Raw genomic sequence first — 22569 nt, 5'->3', positions numbered from 1 at the left:
GGGACGATGACCCCCGCACCAGCTTCGCGCGTTCATGCGCCGCGCATCTACTACGTTCACCCGATTGCAATCGAAGGCGATGGCCTGGCCGCCCAACTGGCCGAGAACGCGGCTGATCTCGGGTTTGATCACCTGCTGGTGGCGCCCATTTTTCAGCACGGCGGCGATGTCTTCCGCCCCCGCGACCACGACACCTCATGTTTGAACGGCGCGCCGACGACCTCTGCCATCGGCGAGCTGGCGGCCGCCTGCCGGGCGCATGGGCTAAGGCTGTTGATGGATCTCGATCTGGTCCGGTTCGACGCCGAGCACCCCCTGGTGGCCGATCAGCCGGACGCCTTCACCCTGCGGCGGGAAGCCCCTGCCGACCGCCCTGTCGATCCAAGGCTCGCCTCGCCGCCCCAGGGCGTCGCCCTGGCGCGGCTGCGTGAGCCGGCCGCCTGCGATGTCGTCGTCGAATGGATCGCCCGCCGCGCCGAAACCTGGGTCGAAGCCGGCCTGGACGGTTTCCGCCTTTTGGAGCTTGAGCAGGCGCCGCCGGAGGTCTGGACCCGTCTGATCGCGCGCCTGCGGTCGTCCAGGCCCGATTTGACGGTCATCGCCGATACGCCGGGGATGGACCGGAAAGCCGCCCTCTCGCTGGCGCCCTGCGGCTTTGACGCTCTGATCTCGTCGGTCGCCTGGTGGGACGGCCGTGCGCCCTGGCTCGTGGAAGAGCATGAGGATCTGCGCCTGATCGCCCCGCTGATCGCCCAGCCCGAAGCGCCCTTCGGGCCGCGTCTGGCCACGCGTCTGCCGCCGGAGGCCGACGTGAGGGCCGGCTATCTTCGGGCGCTCCGCCTGGCGGCTTCGACCGGCTCTGGCCTGCTGTTGTCCATGGGCTTTGAATCCGCCGAACGCTCGCCCCTCGGCAGCTCAGGACCCGGTTCAACACATGATGCCGACCTGAGCGCCGACGTGCGCTCGGCCAACCGCCTGGTGGCCGAACTTGCGCCCTTCGAGGGCGAGATGCGGCTGCTGACGGGACCAGGCGCGCCGGCCACGGCCCTGTTGCGCGCCAGCGGGTCAGACATGCGCACCGCCGAAGCCGCCATTCTGGTCCTGATCAACAGCGCCCTCGACGCCACGGCCGAGTTGGACGCAGGCCTCATTCTTCCGGCCGCCGGCCCCTTTGGTCCCTTCGAGGCCATGGACGGGCGCGCTGATCCCTTCGAGCCCCTGGCCCTGGGCGAGATTCGGCTGCTGGGCGCACGGCGCAGCGCCGTGATCCGCGTCCCCAGCCGCACAGGACGCCAGGGCGCGAAGAGCGCAGCCAAGGCGCCGCGCCTGGTGATCGAGGAAGTGTCCCCGCAGGTCAGCGGCGGTCCCTTCGCCGCCAAGCGCATCGTCGGCGAGACCGTCGAGGTCAGCGCCGCGATCTATGCTGATGGCCATGAGACGCTCGGTGCTGAACTCCGCTGGCGAGCCGTCGACGGCGAGACCTGGTCCAGCGCCCGCATGTCTGAACTGGGCAACGATGTCTGGACCGGGTGCTTCCCGCTGGAGCGCATGGGTCGGTACGAGTTCGTCATCGAAGCCTGGATCGATCGGTACGGCTTCTACCATCACGGCCTGGAGAAGAAGATCGAGGCCGGCGTCGCCCAGAAGGTCGATCTCGACGAAGGCCGTCAACTGATCGCCGACGCCGCCAAGGCCGACGCCTCGGGCCAGCTGGCCAAGATCGCCGCCGAGCTTTCCAAGCTCGATCCCGCCGCAGCCGGGCAGAGTCTGCTCGACCCCGAGACATTGCGCCTGATGGATCAGGCGCAGGATCGGGCCTTCGCCTGCAAGAGCGAGGCGCGTTTCGTCGACGCCGAACGGCGCGAAGCCCTATTCGCCAGCTGGTACGAGCTTTTCCCCCGCTCCCAGACCAACGACCCGGCCCGCCACGGGACCTTCGACGATGTCATCGCCCGCCTGCCGGCCGTCAGGGCCATGGGCTTCGACGTCCTCTACTTCCCGCCGATCCATCCGATCGGCCAGCGCCATCGCAAAGGGAAGAACAACAGCCTGACCGCGGGCCCCGATGATCCGGGCAGCCCCTACGCCATTGGCGCGGCCGAGGGCGGACATGAGGCCATTCACCCCGAGCTTGGGACCTTCGACGACTTCCGCCAGCTGATCGCCGCAGCCCATGACCATGGGCTGGAGATCGCCCTGGACTTCGCCATCCAGTGCTCGCCCGACCATCCCTGGATCAAGGATCACCCGGGCTGGTTCGACTGGCGCTCGGACGGGACGATCAAGTACGCCGAGAACCCGCCGAAGAAGTATCAGGACATCGTCAATGTGGACTTCTACAGGTCCGAGGCGATCCCGGACCTGTGGCTCGCCCTGCGCGATGTGGTGCTGCTCTGGGTGCGCGAGGGCGTCCGCACCTTCCGCGTCGACAACCCCCACACCAAGCCGTTCGCCTTCTGGGAATGGATGATCCGTGAGGTGCGCACCACTCACCCCGACGTTATCTTCCTGTCAGAGGCCTTCACCCGGCCGCGGGTCATGTACCGGCTGGCCAAGATCGGCTTCTCACAGTCCTACACCTACTTCACCTGGCGCCACACCAAGGCGGAGTTCACCGACTACCTGACCGAGTTGACCACCACCGAGCCGAAGGAATTCTTCCGGCCGAACTTCTTCGTCAACACGCCCGACATCAACCCCCACTTCCTGCAGACCTCAGGCCGCGCCGGCTTCCTGATCCGCGCGGCCCTGGCGGCCACCCTGTCTGGCCTGTGGGGCGTCTATTCCGGCTTCGAACTGCTGGAGGCCGAGCCCGTCGGCCCGGGCAAGGAAGAATACAAGGACTCCGAAAAGTATGAGATCCGGCCACGGGATTGGACCGCGCCGGGCATCATTCCGCAGATCAGCCAGCTCAACCGCCTGCGCAAGAGCCACCCGGCCCTGCAGACCCACCTGAACGTCACGTTCCTGCCGGCGACCGACGACAACATCCTGTTCTACGCCAAGGCCAGCCCAGGCGGCGGGGACATGATCCTGGTCGCCGTCAACCTCGATCCCCACGGCGCCCACGAGGCCGATGTGGAGGCGCCGTTCTGGAGGCTGGGCCTCGCCGACGACGCCACGGCCCGGGTGGACGACCTGCTCACCGGCAAGACCTTCGACTGGCAGGGCAAGTGGCGACGCATCGCGCTTGATCCCGGCCAGCCCTATCTCATTTTCCGTATGGAGGCCCCGCGATGAGCGTCGCCTATGCTGCTGACGATCACGCCGCCGACCCCGCCCAGACCGCCGATCCGCAGTGGTACAAGGACGCGGTCATCTACCAGCTGCACGTGAAGTCGTTCTTCGACGCCAATGACGACGGCGTGGGCGATTTCGCAGGGCTTTCGGCCAAGCTGGACTACATCGCAAGCCTCGGCGTCACCGCCATCTGGCTGCTGCCCTTCTATCCGTCGCCCCGCCGGGACGATGGCTATGACATCGCCGACTATCGTGGGGTCCACCCGGAGTACGGCGACTTCGACGATGTGAAACGCTTCATCGACGAGGCGCACGGCCGGGGCATGCGGGTGATCACCGAACTGGTGATCAACCACACTTCCGACCAGCACCCCTGGTTCCAGGCCGCCCGGCGCGCGCCGCCCGGCTCGCCCGAGCGGGACTTCTATGTCTGGTCGGACAATGATTCCGACTACAGCGGCACGCGGATCATCTTCCTCGACACCGAGACCTCCAACTGGACCTGGGACCCGGTGGCCGGCGCCTATTACTGGCACCGCTTCTATTCGCACCAGCCAGACCTGAACTTCGACAACCCCAAGGTGCTCGAAGAAATCCTGTCGGTCATGCGCTACTGGCTGGAGGCCGGCGTCGATGGTCTTCGCCTGGACGCCATCCCCTATCTGATCGAGCGGGAGGGCACGAACAACGAGAACCTGCCTGAGACCCACGACGTCCTGAAAGCCATCCGGGCCCATCTGGACGAGCATTTTGAAGATCGCATGCTTCTGGCCGAGGCCAACCAGTGGCCCGAGGACACCCAGCAGTATTTCGGCGACGGCGACGAATGCCACATGGCGTTCCACTTCCCGCTGATGCCGCGGATGTACATGGCCATCGCCCAGGAAGACCGCTTCCCGATCACCGACATCATGCGCCAGACCCCGGACATTCCGGAGGCCTGCCAGTGGGCGATCTTCCTGCGCAACCATGACGAGCTGACCCTCGAAATGGTCACCAACAAGGAGCGGGATTACCTCTGGAGCGTCTACGCCTCCGAAAGCCGGGCGCGGATCAATCTCGGCATCCGCCGGCGCCTCGCGCCGCTGATGGAGCGGGACCGCCGCCGCGTCGAGCTGATGAACTGCATGCTGCTGACCATGCCCGGCACGCCGGTGATCTATTACGGCGACGAGCTCGGCATGGGCGACAACATCTATCTCGGCGACCGCGATGGCGTGCGCACCCCCATGCAGTGGTCGCCGGACCGCAATGGCGGCTTCTCCCGCGCCGACCCAGCCAGCCTGGTGCTGCCGGCGATCATGGATCCGCTCTACGGATTCCAGGCGATCAATGTCGAGGCCCAGAGCCGCGACAGCCACTCGCTGCTCAACTGGCTGCGGCGGATGCTGGCGGTGCGCCAGCGTCACAGCGCCTTTGGACGCGGAACCCTGCGCTTCCTGCGGCCGCAGAACCGCAAGGTGATGGCCTATCTACGCGAGCACGAGGGCGACACCATCCTGTGTGTCGCCAACCTGGCCCGCACGGCCCAGGCCGTTGAGCTCGACCTGTCGGAGTTCGCCGGCTGGGCGCCCATGGAGATGTCGGGCAGCACGCCCTTCCCGCCCATCGGCCACCTCACCTACCTGCTGACCCTGCCCCCCTATGGCTTCCACTGGTTCCAGCTCTGCGAAAAGACCGATGGTCCCAGCTGGAGCACGGCCCCAAGCGGGGTTCAGGCCGAACAGCACACCTTCGTGTTGCGGGGCGATGTGGCCACCCTGGTCGAGCCGCCCCATCGGGCGGTGCTGGAATCCGAGGTGCTGCCGACCTGGATGACCGGCCGGCGCTGGTTCCAGGGCAAGGACGCCGAGCTCCTGGCGACCCGGGTGAAGGGCTTCTCGCCCCTGCCCGGCGCGCCCAACCAGATCCTCGCCGAGCTGGAGGTCGAGACCTCCACGGGGACCTCGGCCTATCTCGTGCCCCTGGGCGTGGCCTGGGAGGACGATGTGGGCGATCCCTACGCCCACAACTTCGCCATGGCGCGGGTCCGCCGCGGCGCGTTGGTCGGCGATCTGACCGATGGCTTCCTGACGACGGAGTTCGTCCGCTCGGTCATGACGGGCCTGCGCGACAACGCCAGGCTGACCTCGCCCTTCGGCGACATCGAGTTCGCCTCGGCCGCTTTCGAAGCCGACGACGACGCCGAGATCGAGTGGTCCTCGGCCGAGCAGAGCAACAGCTCGGTGATCATCGGCCGCGAGATCGTCCTGAAGCTGCTGCGCAAGGTCGTGCCCGGGGTCCATCCGGAAGCCGAGATGACCCGGGTGCTCAGCCAGCGGGGTTATCCGCACGTCCCGGCCTTTGTCGGTGAGGTTCGCCGTATCGCCCCAGACGGCTCGCCGCACACCCTGATGGTCGCCCAGGCCTTCATCTACAGCCAGGGCGATGGCTGGGACTGGACCCAGGACTATCTCCACCGGGTGATCGACGACCTTGTCCTGGCCGGCGATCAGAACGCGACGCCGGACTTCGCCTCCTATGCCGAGTTCGCGCGTATCCTGGGGCGGAGCCTGGCCGAGATGCACAGCGTGCTCGCCCAGCCCTGCGACGATCAGGCCTTTGCGCCCGAGGTGATGGACGGGGCGGCGGCGGAAGCCGTGCGTGGCGGGATCATGCAACAGGTGGAAGACGCCCTGGTCGTGCTGGAGAAGGGCGGCGACTGGCTAGACCATGGGAACCTGGGCCAGCTCGCCGAGCGCCTCCTTCGCCATCGCGGCGAACTCAATGCGGCGGTCGCCCGCCTCTCCGGCGCCGCGAAGGGCCAGGTGCGGACCCGCATCCATGGGGATCTTCACCTCGGCCAGGTGCTGGTCACCGGCGGCGGCGTCACCTTCATCGACTTCGAAGGCGAGCCGGCCAAGCCCCTGGAGGCTCGCCGCGCCAAGGCCAGCCCCTTGCGCGACGTGGCCGGCATGTTGCGGTCCTTCGACTATGCCGCAGCGCTGGGCGCCATCGCGGCCTCGAACGTCGCCCAGGGCGTTCAGGACCGCGCCATCGATGTGGTGAGCCAGTTCGCAACCGTCGCCAGCCAGGCCTTCCTGGATGGCTATGGCGAGGTGGCAGGCGACATTTCGACGGACCTGCTCGACCTCTTCCTGCTGGAAAAGGCGGCCTATGAGGTCAGCTACGAGGCGGCCAATCGCCCCGCCTGGCTCGGCACGCCCCTCCAGGGCCTGGCCGCCATCGCTGACCGGCTCCTGGACGGCGCCCCATGAGCCACGAGGATCTCACCCTGACGCACGCCCTGACCTCCGCCCTGATGGAGGGTCGGCTGACCGACCCCTTCGTCTTCCTGGGTCCGCACGAGGCGGGCGACGACACTGTCGTGCGCACCTTCCAGCCCCGCGCCGTCTCGGTGTCGGCCCTGCAGAAGGGGGCCGCGCCTTCGCCGCTGGAGGAAGTCGCGCCGGGCGTGTTCGCGGGGCGCCTCAAGGGCAAGGGCGGCTATCGCCTGAGCATCGACTGGGGTGGAACGACGCAGGAGACCGAAGACCCCTACGCCTTTGGCCTGCTGCTCGGCGATCTGGACCTGCACCTCTTCATGGAGGGCGCCCATTGGGAGCTCGGCCAGAGGATGGGGGCCCAGCCGCAGACCCTCGAGGGTGTCGAGGGTGTCGGCTTCTCGGTCTGGGCGCCGAATGCGCGCCGGGTCTCGGTGGTCGGCGACTTCAACAGCTGGGACGGCCGCCGCCATCCCATGCGCCTGCGCCATCCCGCTGGCGTGTGGGAACTGTTCGTGCCGCGGCTGCGGCCTGGCGAGCGCTACAAATATGAGCTGGTCGGCGCCGCCGGCGAGCTGCTGCCCCTGAAGGCCGATCCCCTGGCGCGGATGACCGAACTGCCGCCAGGCCAGTCCTCCATCGTCGCGCCCGCTGCGGCTTTCAACTGGACCGATTCCGACTGGATGGCCGACCGCGGACGGCGTCAGAAGCCCGACGCGCCGATGTCGATCTATGAGGTTCACGCCGCCTCCTGGCTGCGCCCGGACGATGGTGAAAGCCCCAACCTCGACTGGGACGGCCTTGCTGATCGCCTCGCCCCCTATGTGGCGGACCTGGGCTTCACCCATGTGGAACTGCTGCCGATCATGGAGCATCCGTTCGGCGGCTCCTGGGGTTACCAGCCCCTGTCGCAGTTCGCCCCCAGCGCGCGCTATGGCTCGCCCGAGGGCCTCGCCCGGTTCGTGGACGCCTGCCATCGGCTGGGCGTCGGCGTCATCCTGGATTGGGTTCCGGCCCACTTCCCGACCGACACCCACGGCCTGGCCAGCTTCGACGGCACGCAGCTCTATGAGCACGCCGACCCGCGCGAGGGCTTCCACCAGGACTGGAACACCCTGATCTTCAATCTGGGCCGGCGGGAGGTGCAGGGATTTCTGATCGCCAGCGCCCTCTATTGGCTGGAGACCTTCCATATCGACGGCCTGCGCGTCGATGCGGTGGCCTCGATGCTCTACCGCGACTACAGCCGCCAGCCCGGCGAGTGGGTTCCTAACGAACATGGCGGCCGCGAGAACCTCGAATCCATCGCCTTTCTGCGCCGCCTGAACGAGACGGTGGCCAGCCGCTGCCCCGGCGCCGTGACCATCGCCGAGGAATCCACCGCTTGGCCCGGCGTCTCCAGCCCGGTGGCAGAGGGCGGCCTCGGCTTCAACTACAAATGGAACATGGGGTGGATGCACGACACCCTGACCTACATGCAGCGTGATCCGGTTTATCGGAACTGGCACCAGAACGAGCTGACCTTCGGCCTGCTCTACGCCTTCACCGAGCGTTTCGTTCTGCCGATCTCCCACGACGAAGTGGTGCACGGCAAAGGGTCGCTGCTGGGCAAGATGCCGGGCGACCGGTGGCGGCAGTTTGCGAACCTGCGGGCCTATCTGGCCTTCATGTGGGCCCATCCGGGCAAGAAGCTGCTGTTCATGGGTTGCGAGCTGGCCCAGCCCAGCGAGTGGAACCACGACGGCGCCATTCCCTGGGAGCTGCTGGAGCAGCCCGACCACGCCGGGATGCAGATGCTGGTGCGGGACCTCAACCTCATCTACGGCCGCGAGGCCGCCCTTCATCAGAGCGACGCCGATCCCGAGGGCTTCGCCTGGATCTGCACCGACGCCGAGGCCGGGGTCTTCGCCTTCCGCCGTCAGGCTGGCCGCGACGCGCCGCCGCTGATCTTCGCCGTCAACATGACGCCTGAGCCTCAGCGGGACTATCGCCTCGGCGCGCCAGCCGCCGGCGTGTGGGCCGAAGTCCTGAATACCGACGCCGCTCGCTATGGCGGCGGGAACATTGGCAATGGCGGCGCGGTTCATACCGAGCCGGCGCAGGCCCACGGCCTGGCCGCCTCCCTACAGCTCACCATCCCCCCGCTCGGCGCCGTCATCCTGCGCCATCAAGGAACCGCCGCTTGATCCTTCTCCCGGACCGTCTTGAGGGCGGCCTGCCCTATCCCCTTGGCGCCACCTTCGACGGTCTGGGGGTGAACTTCGCGGTCTATTCGGCCCATGCGGAGAAGATCGAACTCTGCGTCTTCGAAGAGACCGGCCGCCGCGAGATCGCCCGCCTGCCCCTGCCCGAATGGACCGACGAGGTCTGGCACGGCTATCTGCCGGACGCCAAGCCTGGGCTGCTCTATGGCTATCGCGCCCATGGACCGTATGCGCCGCAGGAAGGCCACAGGTTCAATCCGAACAAGCTGTTGATCGACCCCTATGCCCGCAGCCTGTCCGGCGACCTGCGCTGGACCGACGCGCTGTTCGGCTACCGGGTCAATTCGGCCAGGGCCGACCTCACCTTCGACCGCCGCGACAGCGCGCCCGCCATGCCCAAGTCCGTGGTCACCGCCGACTCCTTCGACTGGAGCGGCGACCGGCGGCCCAACATCCCCTGGTCGGACACGGTCATCTATGAGGCCCATGTTCGCGGCCTGACCATGCTGATGGAGGAGGTCCGCCCCCCGGCTCGGGGCACCTTCGCCGCGCTGACGCACCCCAAGGTGATCGACCACCTGAAGCGCCTGGGTGTCACCGCCGTCGAGCTGCTGCCCATCCACGCCTTCGTGCAGGACCGCTTCCTGCAGGAGAAGGGGCTGGCCAACTACTGGGGCTACAGCACGCTCAACTACTTCACGCCCGAGCGGAGCTACCTGTCGGGGATCGACCAGAACGAGCTGCGGATGGCGGTGCGCCGCCTGCACGCGGCGGGCCTGGAGGTGATCCTGGACGTGGTGTTCAACCACACCGCCGAGGGCAGCGAGCGCGGCCCCACCCTGTCGTTCCGGGGCCTGGACAACGCCAGCTATTACAGCCTCGTCGAGGGCGATCCGCGGTTTTGCGTCAACGACACCGGCACCGGCAATACGGTGAACATGTCCAAGGCCCGGGTCATCCAGATGGTCGCCGACTCCTTGCGCTACTGGACGCAGTCCTACGGGATCGATGGCTTCCGCTTCGATCTCGGCGTGACCCTGGGACGGGAAAAGCACGGGTTCGATCCTGGCGCCGGCTTCTTCGACGTGCTGCGGCAGGACCCCACCCTGCAGGGGATCAAGCTGATCTCCGAGCCCTGGGACATCGGGCCTGGCGGCTACCAGCTTGGCCAGCATCCGCCCGGCTTCGCCGAGTGGAACGACCGGTTCCGCGACGATGTGCGGGGCTACTGGCGGGGCCACCAGGGCGGTCGGCCTGACCTGGCTGCAAGGCTGTCGGGATCGGGCGACATCTTCGACCGCCGGGCGCGGCGCCCGTGGGCCTCGATCAACTTCCTGGCCTCCCACGACGGGTTCACCCTTTGCGACCTGGTGAGCTACGAGGAGCGGCACAACGAGGCCAATGGCGAGGATAATCGCGACGGTCATAGCGAGAACCTGTCGCGCAACTGGGGCGCCGAGGGGCCGACCTCGGACGTGGACATCCAGCGCACCCGAGGCCGGGTGATGCGCGCCATGCTGATGACCCTGTTCGCGTCGTCAGGCACGCCGATGCTGCTGGGCGGCGACGAGTTCGGCCGCACCCAGAAGGGCAATAACAACGCCTATTGCCAGGACAATGAGATCTCCTGGTTCGACTGGAAGCAGCTGGAGTCCCCCGAGGGTCAGGCCCAGATCGACTTCGTCTCCCGGCTGATCGCCCTGCGCAAGACCTATGGGACGCTCCGCCCCAACCAGTTCCTGCACGGCCAGAACGAATATGCGCCGGGCGTGCTCGACGTCGACTGGTTCGACGAGCATGGCCGCGGCCTGTCCTCGGACGACTGGCAAAACGCCCATGCCTCGGCCCTGGCCATGCGCCGCGCCGCGCCCATGGAGGACGGCCGGGTCGAGCTTGTCACCCTGCTGACCAACGCCAGTGACGAGGCCATGACCTTCCACCTGCCCGAACCCATGGGGGCGCCGGTCATCCTGCTCGACAGCGCCCACCCGGGCCTCGCCGAGCGGCCGGTAGCCGGGACGCAGGTGGAAGTGGGCGCACACAGCGCGGTGCTCCTGCATTCGGTGGTCGAGGGGGCTGACGGCTCAGGCCGCTGCGTCCACGAGCTGCCCTTCGGCGCCACCGTCCTGGCCGAGGATCGCACGCGGTTCCGCCTCTGGGCCCCGGCCTGCGAGGCGGTGATCCTGGAAGTGGAGGGCTTGCCGGCCCAGCCCATGACCGCCGTCGAACAAGGCTGGTTCGAGGTCGAGGCGCCCTGTGGCCCCGGATCGCTCTACAGGTATCGTGTAGGCGAGGACGTCTGTGTCGCCGATCCCGCCTCCCGCCGTCAGAACGGCGATGTCCACGACGCCAGCCTGGTGATCGATCCGGCCGCCTATCAGTGGCGCACCGCCGACTGGAAGGGACGCCCCTGGGAAGAGGCGGTGATCTACGAGCTTCACCCCGGCCTCATGGGCGGCTTCTCCGGGATCGCCGACCAGCTGGCCGAGCTGAAGGCCCTGGGCTTTACGGCCATCGAGCTGATGCCGATCGCCGATTTCCCCGGCCAGCGGAACTGGGGCTATGACGGCGTCCTGCCCTTCGCGCCGGACGCGGCCTATGGCTCGCCCGAAGAGCTGAAGGCGATGATCGACCAAGCCCACGAGCTGGGTTTGATGGTCTTCCTCGACGTGGTCTATAATCACTTCGGACCCGACGGGAATGCGCTGGGCGCCTACGCCCCGCAGTTCTTCCGCGACGACATCCAGACCCCCTGGGGGGCGGCGATCGACTTCCGCCGGCCCGAGGTCCGCCGCTTCTTCATCGAGAACGCGGTCTACTGGATCAACGAATACCGGTTCGATGGCCTCCGCTTCGACGCCGTCCACGCCATCAGCGAACGCGACTGGATCGACGAGATGGGCGAGGCGGTCCGCGCCGCCGCCGGCCGCGAGCGTCAGATCCATCTCATCCTCGAAAACGACGACAACATCCCTGATCACCTGAGCGGGGCCTTCGACGCCCAGTGGAACGATGACGCCCACCACGTTCTGCACGTGCTGCTGACCGGGGAGACCGAGGGCTATTATCGCGCCTATGCCGAGGCCCCCGCCGAAGCCCTGGCCCGCAGCCTGGCCGAAGGCTTCGTCTATCAGGGCGAGGCCTTCCCGTTGCGGGACGGCGCGCCGCGCGGGGCGCCGAGCGGCGGCCTGCCGCCCACGGCCTTCGTGAACTTCGTCCAGAACCACGACCAGATCGGCAATCGCGCCCTTGGGGAGCGCCTGACGACGCTTGCTGAACCCAAGGCCCTGCGCGCGGCGACCGGGCTGCTCCTGCTGGCGCCCCAGATCCCCATGGTCTTCATGGGCGAGGAGGAGGGCAGTCGCTCGCCCTTCCTCTACTTCACCGATCACAATGAGGACCTGGCGCAGGCCGTCCGTGAGGGACGGCGCGCGGAATTCTCGCACTTTGCCGCCTTCGCCGACCCCGACGCGCGGGCGGCGATCCCCGACCCCAACGACGCCGCGACCTATGAGGCCTCGCGTCCGGAGCCGGGACCAGACGCCGCCGACTGGCGCCGGCTGTACCGCGACCTGCTGCAGATCCGCGCCCGAGACCTTGCCCCGCGCCTGCGCGGCGCCCGAAGCGCCGGCGCCCAGGCATTTGGTCCGACCGCCATCAAGGCGAGGTGGACCCTGGGCGACGGATCCCACTGGACCCTGGCGCTGAACCTCGGCGCTGAGGCTGTCGAGCTCAGCGACGCGCCGAACAGGATCGCGTCGGCGACGGTGGGCGACGGCCTGGATGGCGAGCGCCGACTGTGCCCCTACAGCCTGATCGCGTGGCTGGAGCCCAAGCGGTGATAGACGCCGAGTTGGAGGCCTTCGCGACCGAGGCCGGCGTTCTGGTGGAATGGGACGACGTCCACGGCAAGCCCTGCCGCACGCCGCCTCAGACCTTGCGCTCGGTGCTGGCGGCCTTGGGCCTGCCGGCCTCGACCCCGGCCGAGTTGAAGGAGAGCCGCGCGCGCCTGGCCGCCACCCCGTCGCCCGACTTCATCACCGCCCAGGTCGGCCAGCCGTTCCGCCCCGTCGGGGGTCCGTGCGGCGCGCAGGCTCGACTGCGGCTGGAGGATGGGGAGGTCCTGGACATCGCTCTGGATCCCCAGACCGGGTTCACGCGCCAGGGCGTCGACGTCCCAGGATATCACCGGCTGGAGGTCGCAGGCCGAGAGATTACCGTGGCCGTTGCGCCCCCCCGCGCTTTTGGTCTGGACGACCTGGCGCCCCATCAGCGGCTCTGGGGTCTGGCGGTGCAGCTCTACGCCCTGCGCGGCCGCGACCCGCGGCCATTCGGCGACTTTGGCGACCTCGCCGGCTTCGCTGACGCCGCAGGCCGTCGCGGCGCCGCCGCCCTGGCCATCAGCCCCGTCCACGCCCTGTTCGCCGCCGACGCCGAGCGGTTCAGCCCCTATGCCCCGTCGAGCCGCCTGTTCCTGAACGGCCTCTATGCCGATCCAGCCGCCGTCCTGGGCGACCAACTCGGCGACCTGGGTCATCAGCCGGCCGGCGGCGATCTGGTGGCCTGGTCGAGCGCCATTCCGGCGCGATGGGCGGCGCTGCGTCGGGTCCATGCGCGGTTCAAGGCCGAGGCGTCCGCCGATCTCAGGGCTGACCTCCAGAGCTTCACGACCCAAGGCGGCGAGGACCTGCGCGGCCACGCCCGGTTCGAGGCGATCCACGGGGCCTTCTTCGCCCGCGACGGCGCCCGGGGCTGGCCGGAATGGCCGGCGGATCTTCACGACGCAGCGAGCCCGGCGGTCGCAGCCTTCGCCGCCGAGCACGGCGATGAGATCGACTTCCACATCTTCGTCCAATGGCTCGCCGACCGCAGCCTGGCCCGCGCCCAGCACGCCGCCCGGGCCGCCGGCATGCCGGTTGGGCTGATCACCGACGTCGCAGTCGGCATGGACCCGGGCGGCAGCCACGCCTGGTCCCGGCCGCAGGACCTGCTGGCCGGCCTCAACATTGGCGCGCCGCCCGACGCCTTCCAGGCCAATGGCCAGGACTGGGGGGTGACCACCTTCTCGCCCCGCGCCCTGGCGGCCAGCGGCTATGCCGGTTTCCTGGCCACCCTGCGCTCGGCCATGCGCCATGCGGGCGGGGTGAGGATCGACCACATCCTGGGCCTGCGAAGGCTCTGGGTCGTGCCCCACGGGGCGGGGCCGACGGAAGGCGCCTATCTCACCTATCCCATGCAGGACCTGATGCGGCTGATCGCCATCGAGTCCCACCGCCATGGCGTCCTCGTGGTCGGCGAGGACCTGGGCACAGTGCCTCCGGGCCTTCGGGAAACCCTGGCCGCGGGCGGCGTGCGCGGCATGCAGGTGCTGCTGTTCGAGCAGGACGAGACGGGCGCGTTCAAGGCGCCGGAGCAATGGTCGCCCAGGGCCTGCGCCATGACCACCACCCACGACCTGCCGCCTATAGCCGGCTGGTGGCGGGGGACCGACATCGACTGGCGCGTGCGACTGCAGCCTGACCTCACGGTCGATGAGGTCACAGCCCTTCGTTCCGAGCGCGAGACGCAGCGAACCGCCCTTTGGGCCGCCTTCTGCAAGGCGGGCTGCGCTGAAGGCGATCGCCCGTCCGCCGAAAAAACCGGTGTCGTCGTGGACGCCGCCATCGACTTCCTGGCCAGGACCAGCGCCGAACTCGCCATCCTGCCGATCGAGGATTTGCTGGGCCTGGAGGCGCAGCCCAACCTGCCCGGCACCACCACCGAACATCCCAATTGGCGCAGACGCCTGGCGGGGCCGGCCGGGGCGCTGTTCGACGCGCCAGGACCGGCTGGCCGGATCGCCAGCCTGAACAAAGAGCGGCCGAGATGACTCCCACGGCGACCTACCGGCTGCAGTTCCATGCCGGCTTCACCTTCGCCGACGGCGCAGGACTGGCGGGCTATCTGCGCGATATGGGGGTCAGCCACGTCTACGCCTCGCCCATCGCGGTGGCGCGGGCCGGCTCCACCCACGGCTATGACGTGGTCGATCCCACCGCCATCAACCCCGCCCTTGGCGGCGAGGACGGATTCCGCCAGATGGTGGCGGCCCTCAAGGCAGAGGGCCTGGGCGTCATCCTCGACATCGTGCCCAACCACCTCGCCGTGGGCGGCGCCGACAACGCCTGGTGGCTGGACGTCCTGGAAAAGGGCGAGGCCAGCGCCTTTGCGGGCCTGTTCGACATCGACTGGCGGCCCCGCGACCCGGCGCTTCAGGGCAAGGTGCTGGCCCCCTTTCTCGGCGCGCCCTATGGAGAGGCTTTGGCAGGCGGCGACATCCGGCTGGAGGCTGGCCCTGACGGATCGCTGTGGGCCACGGCCTATGGCCACCACCGGTTTCCGATCCGCGAGGCTGACCGGGCCGAGGTGTTCGCGCTCGGCCTTGAGGCCTTTGATCCGGCTGAGGATGCGGGCCGCGCCCGCCTTCACGACCTGCTGGAACGCCAGGCCTATCGCCTGGCCTGGTGGCAGACCGCAGGCGACGAGATCAATTGGCGGCGCTTCTTCGACATCACCGAACTGGCCGGCGTCCGCGTGGAGGTCCCGGAGGTCTTCGACCGCATCCACGCCCTGCCCCTTCGCCTCTATGCCGAGGGCCTGATCGATGGCCTGCGCATCGACCACATCGACGGCCTGGCCGATCCAGCGGGTTACCTCACCCGCCTGCGGGGTGAGCTTGCGAAGCGCCAGTCCGAGAGACCCAAGGGGTCGGCCGCGGGCCCGGCCTATCTGGTTGTTGAGAAGATCCTCGCCGAGGGCGAAGCCCTAAGCCGCGACTGGGCCTGCGACGGGACCACGGGCTATGAGTTCATGGACGACGTCTCGGCCCTCCTCCATGAGCCGGGAAGCGCAGCCCCGCTCGCCGCGCTCTGGCGCGAGATCAGCCGGCGCGAAGGCGACTACGGCGACGAAGAGCACGCCGCCCGTCGGGAAATCCTTACCCACGGCTTTGCAGGTCAGGTCGAGGCCGTGGTCGGCGCCTTCCACGACCTGGCGCGCGACAACCTCAAGACCCGCGACCTGACGCAGGGCGCCCTGCGCCGCGCGATCACCCAGCTGCTCACCGGCTTTTCCGCCTACAGGCTCTATGGCGAGGGCGAAGCCCTTTCCCAGGGCGAGGCCGGCGTTCTGGCCGGGGCCATGGAGAAGGCGCGCGCCGCCATTGCGCCGGCCGACCGCCCGGCGCTCGACCAGATCGAGACCTGGCTGACCGGCGGCGGACCTGGGACGCCGGACGCCCGGCGCCGGGCCTTGCAGCGCTTCCACCAGCTCAGCGCGCCGGTGGCGGCGAAGTCGGCGGAGGACACCGCCTTCTACCGCTATCTGCGCCTGATTTCGCGCAACGAGGTGGGCTCCTATCCCGGCCGTCTGGCCAGCGACGCGGACGAGTTCCACGCCGCCAATCCCGCCCGGGCCGAAGCCTGGCCCGCCAGCATGCTCACCACCGCCACCCACGACCACAAGCGGGGCGAAGACGTCCGCGCCCGGCTGGCCGTGCTCAGCGAGCGCCCGGACCTTTGGGCGAAAGCCGTGCGCGCCTGGCTCGACCACGCGCCGCCGCAGATCGATCCGGCCGACGCCTATCAGATGCACCAGACCCTTGTGGGCGCCCTACCCCTCGACCTGGACCTGGGCGACGCCGCAGGCCTGAAGATCTTCGGCGCGCGGGTGGCCGGCTGGTTCACCAAGGCGCTGCGCGAGGGCAAGCTGCGGTCCTCCTGGGCGGTCCCCGACGAAGCCTATGAAGCCGCCTGCCTCGCCTATCTCCAGCAATGCCTCGCCGATCCGGCCTATCGCGCGGAGCTGTCGGGTCTGGTGGAGGAGATCGCGCCGGCCGGGGCGATCAAGAGCCTGGCCCAGGCCCTGCTGCGCTGCGCCAGTCCCGGCGTCCCCGACACCTATCAAGGGACCGAGCTGTGGGACTTCAGCCTGGTGGACCCTGACAACCGCCGCCCGGTGGACTTCGCCCTGCGCCAGGAGATGCTGCGCCAGTCCGTCCCGGCCGAGCTCATGGCGGACTGGCGAACGGGCGCGGTGAAGCAGTTCGTGATCCGCCGGACCCTGAGCCTTCGCAAGGCCAGGCCCGAGATCTTCGCGCGGGGCGAATACAACCCTCTACGCATACAAGGTCGCCGCAAGGACGCCGTGATCGCCTTCGCCCGCCGGACGGCGACCGACACGGTCATCGCCGCCGCGGTGATGGGTTCGCCATCTCAATTCGCCGAAGGGCGCCCCCTGCCCGACCCTGTCTGGTGGGACGACACGGTCGTTCTGCTGGAGGCCGGCCAGGGCGTCGCCCTCCACGACCATCTCGGCGGCCAGCGCCACAGCGCCGGCGCCCTGCCCGCGGCCAGGCTGTTTGAACATCTGCCCGTCGCCCTGCTGGCTCGCGATCGGCCCGACGATCCGGCGCCTGCCTAGAGGGTCTCGCCGTCCAGGTCGGCCCGATCGGTCGTCTCGCCAGGCCGAGGCGTGAGGATCATCGTCCGGCCCTCCACGCGCCAGCTGGCCAGCCGGGTCAGGAAGTTCATACCCAGCACATCGACAGGACCGAGGGCCGACGAGATGGCCACCTGCAGGTCGGACGCCGCTATTCCCTCGAGTTCAAAGGAGTCCACCGTCGCCGGCCGCGCCTGAACCACCCCATTGGCCGTCCGGGCCAGGATCGGGGTGAGGCCGGGTTCCGGCCGGATGCCGGCCCGCGCGGCCGTCTCGGTGGAGATGGCGGTCAGGGTCGCGCCGCTATCGACCAGCATGCGCACCTCCTCGCCGTTCAGGGTCACCTTGGCCCAGAAGTGGCCGTCGGCGGACATGGGGATGCGCACCTCCTCGCCCACCACCTCCTGCCGGTCCAGCCCCGTCCGCTCGACGATCTGCGCGAGCCAGGGCTGATAGGGCGCATGCTGCAGCAGGATGAAGATACAGAGCGCCAGGGCGCCAAAGGACACCACGGTGCGCAACGCCTGGCCCACATAGGGCAGCCGGAACAGCAGGGACATGACGATGGCGCCGGCCAGCGCATAAAGCGCCAGCTGCTGCCAGTATGGGAGCGTGCCGAGCATATCCCTCCTCAACCCCACAGCAGGGCTTTCGATCCATCCTAACGTGCTCGGCGCACTCTGCCTCACCAGACCCAGCGAACGCCGATGGAGGCTTGGCGGCCGACCGAGCCGAGTTGGAGCAGGCGGTCCTTGGAGCCTTCATAGGCCAGTTCGCGGGTGTCGGTGAGGTTGGTGGCCGAAAGCACGAGCTCGGCCTGGGCGGGAAGCGCGTAGATCGCCTGGGCGTCGAGATAGCCCGCTGCGCCCACCGTGAAGTCCGAGACCCCGCCGCCCTGCATGTCGGCCTCGGAGCGGAAGGGGGAGCGCCAGGACCAGGACAGGTTCACGCTCAGGGGGCCGCGCTCCAGATAGGGGCTGAGGGACCAGGACCAGTCCGAGACGCCGGTCAGCCGGCCGCCGCCGTCCAGCCGCGAGTGGGTCCAGGTGGCGCTGGCCCAGAGGCCGAGGCCATTGGCGAGGCGTTGATGCAGGCCAAACTCCAGGCCATCGATGGTGGCGCGCCCGGCGTTGTGCGGCCGGCTCATCAGGACCTCGGCCTCGACGAGGGGACCGACCGCCGTCTCGAAGACGAGCGTCTCCGGCGCCGCCACCGCCTCGATGAAGTCGTCGATGGTCTTGTGGAAATAGGCGATGGAAAAGCTGGTCCGCCGCCCGGTGACCTCATAGGAGATGTCGAAATTGGTCGAGACGTAGGGCGTCAGGCTAGGATTGCCTCCGACCCCGCTGAAGATGACGCCGTCTTCCGGATCGGTGATCGCCTCTGCGCCATACTTGTAGATGGCCGACACCAGGACGCTCGCCGGGACCGTGGAGGCGCGCAGGTCGGCCAGCGAGGGGCGCGTGATCGAGCGAGACGCCGCCATGCGCAGGATGGAGATCTCATCGAGATCAAAGGCCAGGTTCAGGCTCGGCAGGACCGCCTGATGGTCGCCATCGAAGGTGACCGGACCGACCTGGGCGGCGCCATCGACGAGCTGCAGGCGGGCGCCCTCCACATGGGTGCGGGTTTCGATCGCGCGCAGGCCCAGATTGCCGGAGAAGCTGCGCCCCGCCGCCTGGCCTCCGAAATCCAGGCGCAGATAGGCCGCCGCCACCTGCTCCTCCACTGCGTAGGAATTCTGCTGATCGGCGCCGGTCGGGGCGACGTCGCCAGGGCGGAAGACGATGTCTGAGGCCGGATCGGCGATGCGGAAGGCCGATCTCAGCCTCGCAAAATCCGTCCTCGTCCAGGGCGTCGAACGCGTGGCGATCAGGTCGCTGAAGACATCGGCCGGCGTGGCGCCCGTGTAGAAGTCGAGCACACTGTCGTCATCCGACAGGGGAACTGCGCGCCGATCGCGGCGATCATAGCCCCGGCTCCGGTCGCTGATTTGGACGCCCAGGCTCAGGGCCGAGAACCGGACGCCGGCCCAGGCGTAGTCGAGGCGGCGCTCAGCGTCGAAGACCACCGTCACGTCCGCGTCCCGGGACTCCACGGCGCGGATGGCCAGCTGATCCAGGGTCAGGTTGGCGGGATTGAGCAGGTCGAAGTCGGTGGTCAGGCTGGCGGCCCGGCGGGAGCTGGCGGCATCGCCCAGGTCGAAGGCGTAGGCGACGCCTTCCGGGGATTCCGCCGAGAACCGCTCAAGCGGCGTATCCAGCACGGAATAGGCCTGCGAGGCGCTGAGCCGCGGGGTGAGACGCCAGTCACCCAGCGAGACGTCGGCGCCCACCGAGACGAGGACGTTCAGGTGCGACTGGTCTGAGAACTCGGTGTTGTTGTCGATCTGGCCGTCGGCGACGCTGGCGGCGGTGACCACCCCATTCTGAACGCGCACGACAGCGCCTGGCTCGGCCAGCGCCTCGCCGAAGCCGAACACCAGGCGGTCCTCCCGGATGTCATTGTCGAAGGTGGAGACCAGCCCGTCGAAATCGAGGCGGACCTCCGGCGACGGGCGCCAGTCGGCGCCGACAAACAGGCTGCGTCGCCGACGCTCTTCCTGCTCCACCGTGGTGCGGACATCGTTCGGCGTCGTCAGCCATCGGCCGTCGATGAGCGTCTGCCCATAGCGCATGATCTGGAAACGGTCATAGCGGACGCTCCGCGTCTCCTCGGACACGCCGGCGATCAGGCCCATCTCGCCATCGGCCGAGACGATCCGCCCGGCGAGGGAGAGGTCGGCCCCGAGCCTGTCGGATCGCGCGCTCGCCTCGCCCCCCAGGCGCAGGGACAGGAACTGATCGCCGTCGAGGCCGCCGGCGGTCTCGATATCGATATTGGAGCCGATGCCCCCATCGATCAGGTCGGGCGTCGAGGACTTGGTCAGGCGCGCCCCGGCCAACAGGTCCACCGACAGGGCGCGGAAGCGGAACTGGCGGCCGCTCTGGGTGGAGTTGCGGATGTTCTCGTTGAAGGCCACCGGCGCGCCGTTCAGCGTCACCGACTGAAACAACGGCCCCAGGCCCCGGACGCTGACGAACTGCCCCTCGCCCACCTCGCGCTCGATGGCCACACCGGGCACGCGCTGCAGCGCCTCGGCCAGGTTGGCGGCCGGCAGGTCGCCGATCCGATCGGCGGCCACGACCTCGGAGATGACATCGGCGGCGCGCTTGCGGCTCAAACCCTCGTCGATCTGGTCCGAAAGCCGCCCGACGACCTCGACGGCCCGCACCTCCACCGGCCCGAGCGCCTCAGGCGGCGGCGGCGGCGGCGGCGCAGGCGCTGCGACCCAGACCCGCACGCCCTTCGCCCCCACGAAGCGGTAGCGCAGCTCGGTGCCCTCGAGCATCTGCGCCAGGGCCGTCCGCCAATCCATCACCCCGCGCACCGGCCTGGTGCGCACGCTGTGGCCAGGGCTGGGGGTGAAGGCCAGCTCGCAGTCGGCCGCCAGACAGAGCTGAAGAAGCGCCGACGAGGCGTCCTGGGCGGGGATGTTGAACGGGATTGGTCCCGGCCGCGCCTGAGCTGGCTGGGCCACGGCCAGGACGATGGCCACAGTCGCAGCGCCGACCACGGCCCACCGCAAGCTTGCGCTCAGCGACGTCGCGATCAGGTTCAAAGAGCTGAGCCGTGGATAGACCATGCCTAGCCGCCCTAACGCACGGGCGTGACAGCTCTGCGATGGCCGCCTATTCGGCGCGGATCAGGATGCGGCCGTCGGCGGCGTGTTCGGCGCTTATGGGAAGCAAGGCAGCCATGCGATCGGCCAGGGCGCCGTCGCCCTCCAGGGGCAGGACGGTGGTGATGTACAGGCGCTGCAGGGCCGGGTCGGCGACGACCAAGGGGGCGTCGGAGTAGCGCGCCGCCGCGGCAATCACCTCGGACATGGGGACATTGCGGAAGACCAGGCGGCGCTGACGCCAGGCGGTCGCCGCATCCACGTCGGCGCGGGTCTTCACGATCTGAGCTGCGCCGGGTTGAAAGACGGCGCGTTCGCCGGCCGTCACCCCCACCGCCCCGTCCAACGCATCGGCGCGGGCGGCGTCGCGCCGACCGATCGCCACGCGACCCTGAAGCACCGAGATCTGCGCGCTGTCGCCGGTGATCGCCGTGACAAAGCGCGTGCCGGTGACGATCACCCGCCGGTCGGCCACCGCCACCTGGAACGGATGGGCGCCGTCGTGCTCGACCTCGAAATAGGCCGAGCCTCGCTCCAGAGTCAGGCGGCGCACGTCCGGGGCCAAGGCCACGCGGATCGCCGAGTCGGCGTCGAGGGTGACCTTCGAGCCGTCGTCCAGCATCAGATCGACAATCTGGCCCGGCGCGCTTTCAAATAGCTGGCCCTCGTGCGAAGCCCGCAGCATCGGCAGCAGGGCGATCACCGCCACCACGGCGGCCACCGCGGCGAAGCCGCCGCCCAAGACAAGGCCCCTCGACGCGCCCCGCCGTGCAGGCCCGCGGCGCAGACGGGTTAGGTCGCCTTCGAAGGCCTGTCGCAGGCCCGCCAGTTCGGCGTTCGCGGCCTTCAGAGTCTCGTACTGGCGAAGGTGGTCGGGATCGGCGTCCAGCCAGGCGCCGAAGGCCGCCTGGTCGCGCGCGCTCACCCCCGGCCTGCCCATGCGGGCCAGCCAGGCCTCGGCCGTCGAGGGCCGGGCGGCGAACAGGATGGCGAGGCGGTCCAGCATCAGAGCGGCGAATTCCTTTGGGCGGCAGGGCCCGCGTGGCCGCGGGCGTCACCAAACACAACGATCCAGGGGCCGAACACCTCAGTCGCCCCGTGACATCTTCAACTGCCGCAGGGCCTCGGCGATATGTTTCTCGACCATGCTGACCGAAATTCCCAGCCGGCTGGCGATCTGCCGGTAGGTCAGGCCTTCGAACCGGTGCAGCAGGAAGGCGTCCCGCGTTTTGGGCGGCAAGACCCGGATCGCCGCAGCCGCGGCGGCCAGGTTCTGGCGATCGATCAACTGCTGATCGGCGCGCGGCGTGGCGCTGGCCAGGGCGTAGGGACCGGAGTCCAGGTCATAGACGTCGTCAGGCACGCTGCGGCGCGCCTCCCGACCGGTCGCCTTCCAGCGGTCGAGCTGGATGTTCTTGGCGATGACGAACAGCAGCGGACGCGCATCGGCGCCCGCCAGGTCGTGGCCGGCACGATGAAAGCGGGCGAAGGCCTCCTGCGCCACGTCCTCGGCCTCCTCCCCGCCCCGGTCCTTGCGGCGGAGATAGGCGACCAGATCGGCGCGCAGGCCGCCCACGTCGAACTCAGCGCCCATGCTGCGCCTGCCGTCCGCCCATGCAGGCGCAAAGACGCCCCCTCCGTCGGAGGGGGCGTGGCGCCAGGT

10 protein-coding genes are annotated in these 22569 nt (G+C 69.0%); 6 read left to right on the top strand and 4 right to left on the bottom strand.

The window, feature by feature from the left end:
* Positions 1-6: 6 nt before the first annotated feature.
* The 6 genes from Q8L83_RS18180 to treY are packed head-to-tail and all read left to right on the top strand — an operon-like array spanning position 7 to position 17167.
* Positions 7-3240 (top strand): maltotransferase domain-containing protein, encoded by a 3234-nt coding sequence (locus Q8L83_RS18180; protein ID WP_305289504.1) that lies wholly within the window; start codon positions 7-9, stop codon positions 3238-3240.
* Positions 3237-6497, top strand: a complete 3261-nt coding sequence (treS, locus tag Q8L83_RS18175; RefSeq protein ID WP_305289503.1) for a maltose alpha-D-glucosyltransferase — start codon at positions 3237-3239, stop codon at positions 6495-6497. The genes Q8L83_RS18180 and treS overlap by 4 nt, the downstream gene beginning before the upstream one ends.
* A complete protein-coding gene (gene glgB, locus Q8L83_RS18170) occupies positions 6494-8689 on the top strand; it encodes a 1,4-alpha-glucan branching protein GlgB (protein WP_305289502.1) in 2196 nt (731 codons plus the stop codon). The genes treS and glgB overlap by 4 nt, the downstream gene beginning before the upstream one ends.
* Positions 8686-12549 carry a glycogen debranching protein GlgX gene (gene glgX / locus Q8L83_RS18165; RefSeq protein WP_305289501.1) on the top strand — a complete coding sequence of 1288 codons (3864 nt, stop codon included), beginning with the start codon at positions 8686-8688 and terminating at the stop codon, positions 12547-12549. Before glgB ends, glgX begins: the two co-directional genes overlap by 4 nt.
* Positions 12546-14576: a 4-alpha-glucanotransferase gene (malQ, locus tag Q8L83_RS18160; protein WP_305289499.1), complete on the top strand. Its 2031-nt coding sequence runs from the start codon at positions 12546-12548 to the stop codon at positions 14574-14576. The genes glgX and malQ overlap by 4 nt, the downstream gene beginning before the upstream one ends.
* Positions 14573-17167: a malto-oligosyltrehalose synthase gene (gene treY / locus Q8L83_RS18155; RefSeq protein WP_305289497.1), complete on the top strand. Its 2595-nt coding sequence runs from the start codon at positions 14573-14575 to the stop codon at positions 17165-17167. Before malQ ends, treY begins: the two co-directional genes overlap by 4 nt.
* Here treY and Q8L83_RS18150 read toward each other — a convergent pair.
* From Q8L83_RS18150 to Q8L83_RS18135, 4 genes are all read right to left on the bottom strand, one after another.
* Positions 17164-17808, bottom strand: coding sequence for a TIGR02281 family clan AA aspartic protease (locus Q8L83_RS18150; RefSeq protein WP_305289495.1), 645 nt, complete (start codon positions 17806-17808; stop codon positions 17164-17166). The two genes, treY and Q8L83_RS18150, sit on opposite strands and share 4 nt — an antisense overlap.
* A gap of 62 nt (positions 17809-17870) precedes the next feature.
* Positions 17871-20870 carry a TonB-dependent receptor gene (locus Q8L83_RS18145; RefSeq protein WP_305289493.1) on the bottom strand — a complete coding sequence of 1000 codons (3000 nt, stop codon included), beginning with the start codon at positions 20868-20870 and terminating at the stop codon, positions 17871-17873.
* A 46-nt stretch (positions 20871-20916) separates the two neighbouring features.
* Positions 20917-21912 carry a FecR domain-containing protein gene (locus tag Q8L83_RS18140; RefSeq protein ID WP_305289491.1) on the bottom strand — a complete coding sequence of 332 codons (996 nt, stop codon included), beginning with the start codon at positions 21910-21912 and terminating at the stop codon, positions 20917-20919.
* 81 nt (positions 21913-21993) lie between these two features.
* Complete coding sequence (locus tag Q8L83_RS18135; RefSeq protein WP_305289490.1) at positions 21994-22500, bottom strand: RNA polymerase sigma factor; 507 nt, start codon at positions 22498-22500, stop codon at positions 21994-21996.
* Positions 22501-22569 lie beyond the last annotated feature (69 nt).

The sequence above is a fragment of the Phenylobacterium sp. genome (assembly GCF_030680185.1).
GTDB lineage: Bacteria > Pseudomonadota > Alphaproteobacteria > Caulobacterales > Caulobacteraceae > Phenylobacterium.
The sequence above is the reverse complement of the archived record's forward strand: the minus strand, read 5'-3'. Positions and strand labels throughout refer to the sequence as shown.

Excerpts from the sequence above, each read along its gene's own strand:
- Q8L83_RS18140 (WP_305289491.1), bottom strand. The coding sequence starts at position 21,912 with ATGCTGGACCGCCTCGCCATCCTGTTCGCCGCCCGGCCCTCGACGGCC.
- Q8L83_RS18145 (WP_305289493.1), bottom strand. The coding sequence starts at position 20,870 with ATGGTCTATCCACGGCTCAGCTCTTTGAACCTGATCGCGACGTCGCTG.
- treS (WP_305289503.1), top strand. The coding sequence starts at position 3,237 with ATGAGCGTCGCCTATGCTGCTGACGATCACGCCGCCGACCCCGCCCAG.
- Q8L83_RS18135 (WP_305289490.1), bottom strand. The coding sequence starts at position 22,500 with ATGGGCGCTGAGTTCGACGTGGGCGGCCTGCGCGCCGATCTGGTCGCC.
- Q8L83_RS18180 (WP_305289504.1), top strand. The coding sequence starts at position 7 with ATGACCCCCGCACCAGCTTCGCGCGTTCATGCGCCGCGCATCTACTAC.
- glgB (WP_305289502.1), top strand. The coding sequence starts at position 6,494 with ATGAGCCACGAGGATCTCACCCTGACGCACGCCCTGACCTCCGCCCTG.
- treY (WP_305289497.1), top strand. The coding sequence starts at position 14,573 with ATGACTCCCACGGCGACCTACCGGCTGCAGTTCCATGCCGGCTTCACC.
- Q8L83_RS18150 (WP_305289495.1), bottom strand. The coding sequence starts at position 17,808 with ATGCTCGGCACGCTCCCATACTGGCAGCAGCTGGCGCTTTATGCGCTG.